Source organism: Leucobacter fengyongliangi (assembly GCF_052386045.1).
Genome location: NZ_CM126356.1, coordinates 1,636,212 through 1,648,874 on the forward strand (window position 1 = coordinate 1,636,212; position 12,663 = coordinate 1,648,874).

Sequence of the window (12,663 nt, forward strand, 5' to 3'; positions counted from 1 at the left end):
TGCCTCAGTTTCTCTCTGTGGTGTCGTGGGGCTTGGTGATTTCACCGGTGTCGGCCCCGACCCAGCGGGCTCCTACCGTAACCAGTCGTTGCCGCCTTCGTTCGGTCTCTCGGGCGGTCAGTTCAATGCCCGAGACCACCACGAAATCGCCAGTTTCGGCCAGCCTGCCCAAGTGCTTGGCCACGAGCCCACCCACACTATCAACCTCGTCATCTTCGAGCTCGATACCGAAGATCTCACCCAGACGATCGACCGGCAGGCGGGCGCTCACCTGAAACGAACCATCCTCCTGCAGGATGGTTTCGGGTGCGTCTCGATCATGTTCGTCGCTGATGTCACCGAGTAACTCCTCGATCAAATCTTCAAGGGTGACGAGGCCAGAAATGCCTCCGTACTCATCGACGACGAGCGCCAAGTGGTTTGACTCCCGCTGCATCTGGCGCAGCAGTTCGTCGGCTCGTTGGAGCTCGGGAACAAAAATGGCTGGCTTCATGATTCGCGTCACCGTGGCTTGCTCCGCCTCATCCGCGCGGCGCAGCACAAATCCGCTCGCATCGCGCAAATAGACCACGCCTTCCACCTCGTCCAGGTCGCCAGCGGTCACCACAGGCACGCGGGAATGCCTCGATGCCAGCATTACCTCGAGGGTCTCTCGCACCGACTGGTCTGTGTCGATCGTGACCATGTCGATGCGCGGAATCATCAACTCGCGAACCAGCGTGTTGCCGAACTCCATCAGTGAGTGAATGTAGTCTCGGTCATCCTCCTCGAGGAGATCCTGCTCGGTCGCCTGATCCACCATCGACAGCAACTGCTGCTCATCGCGAATACGCACCCCGCCCGAGGTGCGACCCGGAGTCACGCGATCACCAAACCGCATGAGCGCCCCGGCGATCGGGCCGAGAGAAAGTCGCACGAAGCGCACAAACCTGGCAGAGAAGCGGATCACGGACTCGGGGTGATGTGTGCCGACGGTGCGCGGGCTTGAGCCCACGAGCACAAAGGTGATCGCCGTCACGATGAGCGCCGCGAGCAGGAGAGCGAGCCACAGCTGGTCGACCGAATACGCCAGCACCATCGTGATGAGCACCGCGGAGAGGGTCTCTGCCGCCACTCGCGCGAAGCTGATTGCATTCACATGCGCGGCCTCGTCGTCGGCGATCGCTCCGATCGCGGCACCGACGCGCGGAGAGGAGTCATCTGCCAGCGAAAGGAGCTCCGCACGTGAACGCACGCCGAGCGCGGCATCGCTTGCGGCTAGTAGGCCGCCGATCACCAAGAGCGCCGCAGCCACCATGAGGAGGGCCACCACGAGAAACCCACTCATTAGGGACGCTCTCGTACCGCGAAGCTCAGGAGGAGATCCCGCTGTAGGCCGAACATCTCGGCTTCCTCGTCGGGCGTATGGTGGTCGAATCCCAGCAGATGCAACATGCCGTGGGTGAGGAGCACCTGCAATTCCTGTGCGAGATCGTGGCCCGCCGCGTCAGCCTGTGCCAGTGCTACCTGAGGGCACATCACAATATCTCCGAGCAACCCTGCCGGGGTGGGCGCATCAGCGCGACCCGGCCGCAGCTCGTCCATCGGAAAGCTCAGCACATCGGTGGGTCCCGGCTCATCCATCCACTGCACGTGCAACTGCTCGATCGCGGCCTCATCGACGAGCATGATGCCCACCTCGGTCTGCGTGTGTACGTGCAACGATTCCAGCACGAAGGACGCGAGACGCTGGAGTATCGACTCCTCGACAGCAATGCCAGACTCGTTGTTGATTTCGACGCTCACGGTGTTCCTCCCTGGACCCTGCGTGTTTCTTCATACGCGGTGTACGCGTCAACGATTCTCCCGACCAGACTGTGCCTCACGATGTCGTCTGATGTGAGCTCAGAAAAGTGAACGTCTTCGACCCCCCGCAGAATGCGACTCACGACACGCAAGCCACTCGAGGCGATGGGCAGATCCACCTGAGTGATGTCACCGGTGACCACCATCTTTGAGCCGTAGCCGAGCCTGGTGAGAAACATCTTCATCTGCTCAGGTGTCGTGTTCTGAGCCTCGTCGAGAATCACGAATGACTCGTTCAGCGTGCGCCCGCGCATGTAGGCAAGTGGTGCCACCTCGATCGTGCCACTCGCCATGAGCTTCGGGACAGCCTCGGGCTCCATCATGCTGCCGATGGCATCAAACAGCGGCCGCAGATACGGATCGATCTTGTCTTCGAGGGTGCCCGGCAGGTACCCGAGCCGCTCGCCCGCCTCGACCGCGGGCCGGGTCAAGATAATCTTCGCGACCTCACGGCGCTGCAGCGCTTGAACCGCCTTCGCCATCGCGAGGTAGGTTTTTCCGGTGCCAGCGGGGCCAATACCAAAGACGACCGTGTGCTGGTCTATGGCGGTGACGTATTCGCGTTGCCCCTGCGTCTGAGGTCGAACGGAGTGCCCGCGAACCGAAAGAATCGGCTCGCTCAACACCTGAGATGCAGTCGGACCGTCGCCGCGCTGCACCATGCGCGTGACTTCACGGACGTCGTGCCGCGAGACCGCCCCGGAGCGCCGGGCAACCTCCAGTACCTCTGCGACCACCTGTTCGGCGGCCTTCACCTCGGATGCGGGACCGCTCAGCGTCATGACGTGATCGCGCGCGTGAAACTCAACCTGCGGGTGCTGCCGTTCGAGGTCGGCGATGAGTTGATCGCGGTGACCGAGAAACGAGGCGACGTCCACTCCCGTGAGCAACACGGTGCGTTGTAGCAGTGGATCACGGGCATCGCCCGCACCCGAAGGTTCTTGGCCGACAGCCATGTCTCGTGCGTCAGGTTCAGGAACCAACGATTGCGCTCTCCTTCAGGCCACCCGCGAGCACGTGGGCGTGCACATGGAAGACGGTTTGCCCGGCGTTCGCGCCGGTATTGAATACCAGTCTGAAGTCGCCATCCGCGTGTGTGCGAGCGAGCTGCTGCGCCACCTCGACGATCTCGGCCAACAGACTGGGGTCGCCCGCCGCGAGTTCCACCACGTTTGCGTACTCGGTGCTCTTGGGTATCACCAAGATGTGCACAGGTGCCTGTGGCGCGATGTCTGGAAAAGCGATGACCCGATCGGTCTCGGCGAGCCGATCGACGGCTATCTCACCCGAGATGATCTTGCCAAAAATGGTTGATTCTGCCATTCCCCTAGCCTAGCTGGGTTCACTCACCAGCGGCCGAGAGCCGCGTTGAGCAGCGCGAGCCCAGCCGGGCCGGCTGACGAGGTGCGCAGTACCGCGTCGCCGAGCTGCAGCACGTGCGCTCCCGCCGCTTCAAGCGCGTCTATTTCTCGGTCACTCAGCCCGCCCTCTGGTCCGACCACCACGACAATCTCGTTGCCAATTGCATCGCTGCCCGGGCTGAGACTGAGTCCGTTACACCAGTCGCTGAGGCGCTTGCTCCCGCGAGGGTGCAGCACGAGTACGTGGGTGCTTTCGACCTGGGCGAGCTGGCAGAGTCCGTCAAGCGACGCAGGAGGATCGACGAGCGGGACTCGCGCGCGCAGTGACTGCTTCGCGGCCTCGCGCGCGACACGCTGCCACTTGGCAACCCCTCGCCCACCCTTCTCCCCGTCCCAGCGAGACACCGAACGCTCGGACTGCCACGGCACGATCCGATCGACACCGAACTCGGTCGCCTGCTCAACCGCTCGCTCGTCGCGGTCGCCCTTAGCCAGCGCCTGCACGAGCACCAGCCGGTTTTGGACGGGCTCGGCGCGATGCACGCTCTCAAGCCGCACCGCGAAGCGGTCGCGATCAACAACCGTGACTGTGCCCTGGGCGGTGGTGCCCGAACCGTCGCCCAGGATCGTGCGCTCGCCCGCCCGCATTCGACTCACGCGAACCGCATGCCGCGCCTCGTCGCCACGCACCTCAATCACTGCGCCGACGGTGAAGTCCTCCGCGGCGAGATCCTCGCGATAGTACAGGTGTGCCATCAGCGACTAGCCCTGCCGGAAGAAGCGATCCCGAATTTTGCCAAACAGGCCCTGCTGAAACTCGCCGAGGGTCGGAGGCTCTTCCTTCCGCAGCGCGGCCAGTTGGCGCACCAGGTCTTTTTCGCGGCCCGCGAGCTTCGTCGGGGTCACCACCTGAACCGCGACCTTCAGATCACCGCGCGTCGTAGAGCGCAGAGCCTGAATGCCACGACCGCGAATCGTGATGACATCGCCCGATTGCACCCCCGCGGGCACCTCAAGCTGAACGTCACCGTCGAGTGCGGCAACCGTGTTCTCGGCCCCAAGAATCGCGTCGGTCATACTGACCTGAGCTGTCGCCAGGAGGTCGTTGCCATCTCGACTGAACACATCGTGATGCATCACCCGGAACTCGATAAAGAGGTCTCCGTTCGGGCCGCCCGCCGGGCCAACTTCGCCGCCCCCGCGCATCTGCAGCCTGGTGCCGGTGTCGATACCCGAGGGAATATCGATGTTCATCGTGCGACGCTCACGCACCCGCCCCTTGCCCCCGCACTCGACACAGGGGTGCGGGATCACTGTGCCGTAGCCCGAGCAGCTCCCACAAGGGTGCATGGTCACGACATTCCCGAAAAGCGAGCGAACCTGTCGCTGTACCTGCCCGACGCCGCCACATACATCGCAGGTGGCGGGCGACGTACCCGGCTGGCAGCAGCTGCCCGAGCACGTGCCACAGAGCACCGCGGTATTGACTGCGATCTCGCGCTGCACACCGAAGATCACTTCGGAAAGTTCCACATCGACGCGGATCATCGCATCGTCGCCTCGCTCGGCGCGGGCCCGCGGGCCCCGCTGCCCCCCGCCGAATCCGCCGCCGAAGAAGGTCTCAAAGATGTCGCCGAAGCCACCCGCCCCGCCCTGGTCGCCTCCCATGTCGTAGCGCTGGCGTTCGTTCGGGTCGCTCAGCACATCGTAGGCGTGGGTGACGGACTTGAAACGCTCTGAGGCGTCTTCGCTCGGGTTGACATCGGGATGCAACTCTCGTGCGAGCTGGCGATACGCCTTCTTGATCTCATCAATGGAAGCTTCTCGGGAAACCCCGAGCGTCTCATAGTGGTCCGCCACTGTGTGCAGCCTCTCGTTCTGGTGTCCAACAAATTCATGGTGTCGTGATGTATCGAGTTGATCGGGGCGCTCGTCCCCGACCGCAAACTTAAGTCTCGTCGAGGATTTTGCTGAGATAACGGGCAACCGCGCGAACGGTGGAGATGTTCGATGCGTAATCCATTCGCATCGATCCCACTACCCCCAGATTCGATCTGCTGTCTCCGTCGATCTCGTAACTGGAGGTGATCACCGAGGCACCCTCGAGGCCGTATGGTTCATTCTCGCGCCCGATAGAGGCGGCAACCTCTCGTCCATCCTGAGCCATCTCACCGAAAAGTCGCAAGAGGGTGACTTGCTCCTCAATCGCTTCGAGCACCGATGAGAGGTTCCCAGTGAATTCACCTGGACGCGAGAGATTCGCTGCCCCGGCGATCGTGATCCGCTCGCTTCGATTTGCTTGGAGCTGACTCAGCACCACTTCCAGTACCTTGCGCACGAGCTCCGATTCGCCCGGTTGCGACCACTCGTCGAGGGTATCGAGGAGTGACTGTGCACCCAATACCGCGGACTCAAGGTCCGTACCCACAATCGCTCCGGCGAGACGGTCACGCAGCCCGTGCACCCAGGTTTCCGTGACTTGGGCCGCGGGGAGGCTCGCGACCTGCTGCTCAACCACTCCGGTGCCCAAAATAATTACGCTGAGCACCCGGCTCTCCCCCACCGCTACGAGGTCGATGTGACGCACCTGCGTGCGCCGAAGAGACGGGTACTGCACTACAGCTACCTGGTTCGTCAGCTGCGCAAGGAGTCGAACGGTGCGAGCGAGCGCGTCGTCCAAGTCATTCGACTCGCCGAGAAAGCGCTCTATGGCGGTCTTCTGCGCGGTCGTCAATGGCCGAATCTTAGCCAGCGTGTCAACGTAGAGCCGATACCCCTTGTCGGTCGGAATACGACCCGAGGAGGTGTGTGGCGCGGCGATGAGTTCCTCATCTTCCAGCAACGCCATGTCGTTTCGAATTGTTGCGGCGGACACCCCAAACTGATGTCTCTCGACAATGGTCTTAGAACCCACCGGCTCGTTTGACGCGACATAGTCACCGACGATTGCGTGGAGCACCGCGAGACTTCTATCTGAAACCATGCCACCCTCCCGCCTAGCACTCGATAATACCGAGTGCCAAGTCTACCTGAGCAGCCTGTGCACCACCGTGTCTGCAAGCAGACGCCCACGAAGGGTTGGGATCACTCTCCCCTTGAGAGCTGCGCGTCCATCGATCAGCCCATCCGCGATCAGGCCAGAAACCTCCTGCCGCTCCTCGGAGAGCAGCACCTCGATGGGCAGACCGGTCGCGATTCTGGTTTCGAGCAGCACCCGCTCGCTCCGGCGCGCATCCGCCCCGAGTACCTCACGGGCATGGGCGGGAGAGACTCCGGCAGCGATTCGGTCAGCGTAGGCACTCGGATGCTTAACGTTCCACCACCGGGTTCCGCCCACGTGGCTGTGCGCACCCGGCCCCGCCCCCCACCAGTCGGCACCCTGCCAATAGGCCAGGTTGTGCCGCGACCGAGTTTCCGTGGCGCGCGCCCAGTTGCTGATCTCGTACCAAGACAGGCCCGCTGCGGTGAGCCTGGTGTCAGCGAGCTCGTACATTTCCGCATGGGCGTCGTCGTCAGGTGCGGCGATCTCTGCCCGCCGAATTCGTGCAGCCAATTTCGTGCCCGATTCGACGATGAGTGCGTAGGCGGAGAGGTGATCCGGCTCGCATGCAATTGCAGCATCAAGCGAACGCCCCCAGTCGGCGAGAGTTTCACCCGGGGTTCCATAGATGAGGTCGAGACTGACCTGCAGGCCAGCCTCGCGTGCCCACCGCACCACATCTGGAACGCGCTCCGGGTCGTGGGTTCTATCAAGCGTCGCAAGCACATGAGGAACCGCGGACTGCATCCCAATACTCACTCGAGTGAAGCCTGCCTTCGCAAGGTCCTCGAGATAACGTGCATCGACGGAGTCTGGATTTGCTTCCGTAGTAATCTCGGCATCTGGCGCAAGCGTCCACTCTTCACGAATTGTCTGCAGCATCGAGGCAAGGTCGCTGGCGGGGAGCAGCGTAGGCGTTCCTCCCCCGAAAAATACTGTCGACGCCGGGCGCACAGGCACAGCAGAGCGACGCAAGACCTGAGATCCGAATCGGAGTTCGTGAGAGACCTGCCCGGCATAGTCCGCTCGCTTGGTTCCCCCGAGTTCGCTGGCGGTGTAGGTGTTGAAGTCGCAGTAGCCACAACGAACTCGGCAATAGGGAACGTGAACGTACACCCCGAAATCACGAACCTCAGCACCCTGCCGAGCACTCTCCGGCAGGGACCCGTCGGCCGGTGCGGGATCCCCGTCGGGAAGTGCGCCTGGCACGCGCTAGTTGCCGCCGGTTTCGGGGTCGTCCGAAGTCTGCGCGGGGTTCTCCTCGGTGTTCGCAGCAGCTCCCGGAGCCAGCGCGGCAAGCTGCTCCTTCGACAGCTTGATGACATACCGAACCGCGGCGCGACCCTTGAGGCCCAGTAAGCCTGCAGAAGGAGCCCACAAGAACCCGCGCACAGTGGCCCACACCGAGTCGTCTTCGCGATGCTCGACAATGAAGGCCTCTTCGCCCACAACACCGTCGGCATCTGCGCTCCCCCACGCGTACCCAACGCGGCGAGGTTCGTCCACCGTGTACACCACACGAACGAGCCTGGTGGTCTTCGAGTCTGGCCATACGAGGCGTGCGGTCGTCCCGGCGGTCAGGTAGGGCTCGCCCTCAGGCCCGAACTGGACTTCAGGCGCTGCGGGCACCTCGGGGACGCCTTCCTCGGAGAACACCACTCCGGAGTAGTGACCGCCATCGCCAAGTTCGACCTCGGTCACCGCGAGACCCACCCCGCGCGGAGCTGCCCAGGTCATGAGCAGACTCGATGCCGTCAGGAAACGGTCAGACCCGCTGCCCAGGCGCAACTCCTCTGCATAGGCGGTCGATCCTTCCGGGGGGAAACGCAGCAGGTCCGGATCAGCTGATGCGCCCACCGCAGCGTAAACAACCTCGTGATCCACGTGTGTGGAGCGGCGGGTCATCTCTTTTCCTTGCCCTCCACGTCGCCCGACAAGGCGGCGATAAACGCCTCCTGCGGAACCTCGACGCGACCAACCATCTTCATGCGCTTCTTGCCTTCCTTCTGCTTTTCGAGCAGCTTACGCTTTCTGCTGATATCACCGCCATAGCATTTTGCAAGCACGTCCTTGCGAATGGCCCGAATGCTTTCACGCGCGATGATCCGCGCACCGATAGCGGCCTGGATCGGCACCTCAAATTGCTGGCGCGGAATCAGTTTGCGCAAGCGCTCCGTCATCATCGTGCCGTAGCTGTAGGCGTTATCGCGGTGTACGACCGCGCTAAACGCGTCGACCTGCTCACCCTGGAGCAGGATATCAACCTTCACCAAGTCAGCTTCTTGCTCACCCATCGGCTCGTAGTCGAGGCTGGCGTAGCCCTGGGTGCGGCTCTTGAGATGGTCGAAGAAGTCAAACACGATTTCTGCGAGCGGCATTGCGTACCTCAGTTCAACGCGCTCTCCGAGATACTCCATGCCCAGCAAGTTGCCGCGGCGACTCTGGCACAGTTCCATGATGGTACCGACGTAGTCTTTGGGTGCGAGAATCGCCACGCGAACCATGGGCTCGCGGACACTCGAGATTTTCCCGTCTGGATACTCCGACGGATTCGTGACCGTGACCACCTTGCCGTCTTCTCGGGTGACCTGGTAGATGACACTCGGAGCCGTCGCGATGAGGTCGAGGTCAAACTCCCGGCGTAGACGCTCAGAAATGATCTCGAGGTGCAGGAGTCCGAGAAAGCCGCAACGGAAACCAAAGCCGAGCGCTACCGATGTCTCTGGTTCATACTGCAATGCCGCATCGGAGAGCTTCAGCTTGTCGAGGGCCTCGCGCAGCACGGGGTAGTCGCTGCCGTCGAGTGGGTAGAGTCCGGAGAAAACCATGGGTTTCGGGTCAGTGTACCCAGGGAGCGCCTCGGTTGCGGGCCGCATCTTCCCGGTGACCGTGTCGCCCACCTTTGACTGCCGCACGTCTTTCACGCCGGTAATCAGGTATCCAACCTCACCTACGGATAGACCCTTCGTTGGGGTCGGCTCGGGCGCAGAGACGCCAACCTCAAGCGCCTCGTGTTCGGCCCCGGTCGACATCATCTTGATCTTCTCGCGCGGGGCCAAACGGCCATCGATCACGCGCACGTAGGTAACGACACCACGATAGGCGTCATAGACAGAGTCAAAGATCATGGCACGTGCGGGTGCGTCCGCATCTCCAGTCGGCGAGGGGATCCGCGCGACCACACTGTCGAGCAGCTCCTCAACGCCCATGCCCGTCTTCCCCGAGACCTTCAGGATGTCTTCTGGTGAGCCGCCGATGAGATCGGCGATTTCGCGCGCGACGCGCTCAGGATCAGCAGCGGGAAGGTCGATCTTGTTCAGGACCGGAATGATCTCGAGGTCATTTTCCATCGCGAGGTACAGGTTTGCGAGGGTCTGCGCCTCGATGCCCTGTGCCGCATCGACGAGCAGAATCGCTCCTTCGCAGGCTGCAAGTGATCGTGACACCTCGTAGCTGAAATCGACGTGACCCGGGGTGTCAATCATGTTCAACGCGTAGTGCCTGCCATCAACTTCCCACGGCATCCGCACGGCCTGCGACTTGATGGTGATTCCGCGCTCGCGCTCAATGTCCATGCGATCAAGATATTGTGCCCGCATTTCACGATCGGGCACGGTGCCAGTGATCTGCAACATGCGATCGGCGAGGGTTGATTTGCCGTGATCAATGTGAGCGATGATGCAAAAGTTACGAATCTGTGCCGGGTCCGTTGCGGACGGCACTGGTGGGTTCACGCTGCGTGGAGACATTGCCTTCTATTCTCGCATGGCATACAAGAAAACCCCGCCGAAGCGGGGTCTGCTTGTATGCGCTCTGGGACTTGCTAGAGCGCAGCGACCTTCACCGCGAGCTTGGACTTTCGGTTCGCGGCCTGGTTCTCGTGAATGACACCCTTAGACACGGCCTTATCGAGCTTCCGCGAGGCAATTGCGAGCTTCTGCTCGGCAACTGCCTTGTCGCCTGCGGTGATCGCATCGCGGGTCTGGCGCACGAGGGTGCGCAGTTCGCTCTTGTACGCCCGATTGCGGTCGGTCGCCTTCTGGTTGGTCTTGATGCGCTTGATCTGCGACTTAATATTTGCCACGTTGGGTGATTTCCTTTGTGTGAAGCCTGGTCAATGATGTTTCGCGCGGTGAGAGAGGGCACCTTGCGAAGAGTGTGGATCACTCCACACGCAAGCCAAGGGCTAAGCCTAGCAGACTACCGAGCCTTGCGCCGACCGAGGCGGAGCGGAGCATCCATCCAGGGCGCGACGGAGGCCCGTCCCTCTTCGCTCAGCCGCACCGGCCTGAGCGTCACACCGTCGACGATGACCACGGTGGTGATGGCGCGCGCGACTACTGTGCGAGCGTCACCGGTCTCGTCAACAAGTTCATAGTGCACCTCGAGGCTTGATCCCCCGAGCTCGCCGATCCACAGCTCGACCACCAGCGGGGTAGCGCTGTATTCAAGTACCCGCAGAAATTCGATCTGTTGACTCGCCACCAGCATTTTCGGACCCTCGGGATCGTCGCCACGAAAATGGCGTTCCATCCCGGTGACCTCTCGCGCTGAACCGAGCCAGAAGACCCGCACTCGTGATTCCTCAAGATACCGCGCGAAGGCGACGTTGTTGATGTGACCATAGGCATCCTGGTCACCCCAACGGAGCTCAATATCGACGTGCGCGCGTGCCATTGCGATGCCCCTAGTCGCGAGTGAGCTTGCGGTAGGTCACTCGCGAGGGCTTCGCAGCTTCGGGCCCCATTCGCTCGACCTTGTTTGCCTCGTAGGACTCGAAATTGCCCTCGAACCAGTACCAGTTCCCCGGGTTCTCTTCAGTGCCTTCGTAGGAGAGGATATGCGTCGCGATGCGATCGAGGAACCACCGGTCGTGCGTGATGACCACAGCGCACCCGGGAAATTCAAGGAGCGCGTTCTCCAGCGACTGCAGAGTTTCCACGTCGAGGTCGTTGGTCGGCTCGTCAAGAAGGAGCAGGTTGCCACCCTGCTTCAGCGTGAGTGCGAGGTTCAAGCGGTTTCGTTCACCACCCGACAACACGCCGGCCTTTTTCTGCTGATCCGGACCCTTGAACCCGAACTTAGAAACGTACGCGCGCGAGGGGATCTCCGTCTTCCCGACCGTGATGATGTCGAGCCCGTCGCTGACTACCTCCCACAGCGTCTTGTCGGGGTCGATGCCGCCACGGCTCTGATCCACGTAGCTGATCTTGACCGTCTCACCGATCTTCAGTTCGCCACCGTCGAGAGGTTCAAGCCCAACAATCGTCTTGAACAGAGTCGTCTTTCCGACGCCGTTGGGACCGATGACGCCGACGATGCCGTTGGGCGGCAGGCTGAACGAGAGACCATCGATGAGTTGGCGCCCGTCGAAGCCCTTCTGCAGGTTCTTTGCCTCAATGACGATGCTGCCGAGTCGCGGACCCGCGGGAATCTGAATCTCTTCGAAGTCCAGTTTTTTCGTGCGCTCGGCCTCGGTCGCCATCTCCTCATAGCGCGCAAGACGAGCCTTCGACTTCGCCTGACGGCCCTTTGAGTTCGAGCGCACCCAGTCGAGCTCTTCCTTCAAACGCTTTGCGAGCTTCTGGTCTTTCTTCCCCTGCACGTCGAGACGCTCGGCCTTCTTTTCAAGATAGGTCGAGTAGTTGCCCTCGTAGCCGATGAGACGACCACGGTCAACCTCAGCGATCCATTCAGCCACATTGTCGAGAAAGTACCGATCGTGGGTGATGGCGATAACCGCGCCGGGGTACTTCTGTAGGTGCTGCTCGAGCCACAGCACGCTCTCGGCATCAAGGTGGTTTGTGGGTTCGTCGAGCAGGAGGAGGTCGGGTTTCTGCAGCAGAAGACGGCAGAGCGCAACACGTCGCTTCTCACCACCAGACAAGTTCGCGACCTGCGCGTCAGCGGGCGGGGTGCGAAGCGCATCCATCGCCTGTTCGAGCTGGTTATCGAGATCCCAACCGTCGACGGCATCAATGTCTTCCTGCAGCGTGCCCATCTCGGTGAGCAGCGTGTCAAAATCGGCATCTGGCTCGGCCATCATCGCCGAAATCTCATTAAACCGGTCAACCTTCGCTTTGACAGCGATGCCCTCTTCGATGTTCTGGAGCACCGTCTTTGACTCGTCAAGTTCGGGCTCCTGCATGAGAATGCCCACTGTGTAGCCGGGTGCGAGTGTTGCCTCACCGTTTGACGGCGTATCGAGTCCGGCCATGATCTTCAGAATCGTTGACTTGCCGGCACCGTTGGGGCCGACCATGCCGATCTTTGCTCCGGGCAGGAATGCCATCGTCACATCGTCAAGAATGAGCTTTTCGCCCACTGCCTTGCGTGCGCGAACCATCTGATAAATGTATTCAGCCATATACTTTCGGGCGCCGGGCGCCCATCACCTCTTGCTCTTGCTCAGCGTTT

Annotated in this window: 13 protein-coding genes; all 13 read right to left on the reverse strand. The window is 61.6% G+C overall.

Features of this window, described 5'->3' with window-relative positions; all coding sequences use genetic code 11:
- Window positions 1-4: 4 nt before the first annotated feature.
- Window positions 5-1,327: a hemolysin family protein gene (locus ACTNFK_RS07860; RefSeq protein ID WP_435936697.1), complete on the reverse strand. Its 1,323-nt coding sequence runs from the start codon at window positions 1,325-1,327 to the stop codon at window positions 5-7.
- Entirely contained in the window at window positions 1,327-1,785 is a 459-nt protein-coding gene (gene ybeY / locus ACTNFK_RS07865; RefSeq protein WP_433646579.1) for an rRNA maturation RNase YbeY, read from the reverse strand. The genes ACTNFK_RS07860 and ybeY overlap by 1 nt, the downstream gene beginning before the upstream one ends.
- Entirely contained in the window at window positions 1,782-2,801 is a 1,020-nt protein-coding gene (locus tag ACTNFK_RS07870) for a PhoH family protein (RefSeq protein WP_435936698.1), read from the reverse strand. Before ACTNFK_RS07870 ends, ybeY begins: the two co-directional genes overlap by 4 nt.
- Window positions 2,802-2,817: 16 nt before the next feature.
- Complete coding sequence (locus ACTNFK_RS07875) at window positions 2,818-3,168, reverse strand: HIT domain-containing protein (protein WP_435936699.1); 351 nt, start codon at window positions 3,166-3,168, stop codon at window positions 2,818-2,820.
- A 23-nt stretch (window positions 3,169-3,191) separates the two neighbouring features.
- Window positions 3,192-3,962 (reverse strand): 16S rRNA (uracil(1498)-N(3))-methyltransferase, encoded by a 771-nt coding sequence (locus ACTNFK_RS07880; protein WP_435936700.1) that lies wholly within the window; start codon window positions 3,960-3,962, stop codon window positions 3,192-3,194.
- A 6-nt stretch (window positions 3,963-3,968) separates the two neighbouring features.
- Window positions 3,969-5,066, reverse strand: a complete 1,098-nt coding sequence (gene dnaJ, locus ACTNFK_RS07885; RefSeq protein WP_435936701.1) for a molecular chaperone DnaJ — start codon at window positions 5,064-5,066, stop codon at window positions 3,969-3,971.
- An 88-nt stretch (window positions 5,067-5,154) separates the two neighbouring features.
- Entirely contained in the window at window positions 5,155-6,189 is a 1,035-nt protein-coding gene (hrcA, locus tag ACTNFK_RS07890) for a heat-inducible transcriptional repressor HrcA (RefSeq protein ID WP_435936702.1), read from the reverse strand.
- A gap of 42 nt (window positions 6,190-6,231) precedes the next feature.
- Window positions 6,232-7,455: a radical SAM family heme chaperone HemW gene (hemW, locus tag ACTNFK_RS07895; RefSeq protein WP_435936703.1), complete on the reverse strand. Its 1,224-nt coding sequence runs from the start codon at window positions 7,453-7,455 to the stop codon at window positions 6,232-6,234.
- A 3-nt stretch (window positions 7,456-7,458) separates the two neighbouring features.
- A complete protein-coding gene (locus ACTNFK_RS07900) occupies window positions 7,459-8,151 on the reverse strand; it encodes a DUF1990 domain-containing protein (RefSeq protein ID WP_435936704.1) in 693 nt (230 codons plus the stop codon).
- The gene (lepA, locus tag ACTNFK_RS07905) at window positions 8,148-9,995 is read right to left on the reverse strand and encodes a translation elongation factor 4 (RefSeq protein ID WP_435936705.1); all 1,848 of its coding nucleotides are present in this window, start codon (window positions 9,993-9,995) and stop codon (window positions 8,148-8,150) included. Before lepA ends, ACTNFK_RS07900 begins: the two co-directional genes overlap by 4 nt.
- Before the next feature lie 74 nt (window positions 9,996-10,069).
- Window positions 10,070-10,330: a 30S ribosomal protein S20 gene (rpsT, locus tag ACTNFK_RS07910; protein WP_433646588.1), complete on the reverse strand. Its 261-nt coding sequence runs from the start codon at window positions 10,328-10,330 to the stop codon at window positions 10,070-10,072.
- 116 nt (window positions 10,331-10,446) lie between these two features.
- Complete coding sequence (locus ACTNFK_RS07915; RefSeq protein ID WP_435936706.1) at window positions 10,447-10,923, reverse strand: acyl-CoA thioesterase; 477 nt, start codon at window positions 10,921-10,923, stop codon at window positions 10,447-10,449.
- 10 nt (window positions 10,924-10,933) lie between these two features.
- Window positions 10,934-12,613: an energy-dependent translational throttle protein EttA gene (gene ettA / locus ACTNFK_RS07920; RefSeq protein WP_435936707.1), complete on the reverse strand. Its 1,680-nt coding sequence runs from the start codon at window positions 12,611-12,613 to the stop codon at window positions 10,934-10,936.
- Window positions 12,614-12,663 lie beyond the last annotated feature (50 nt).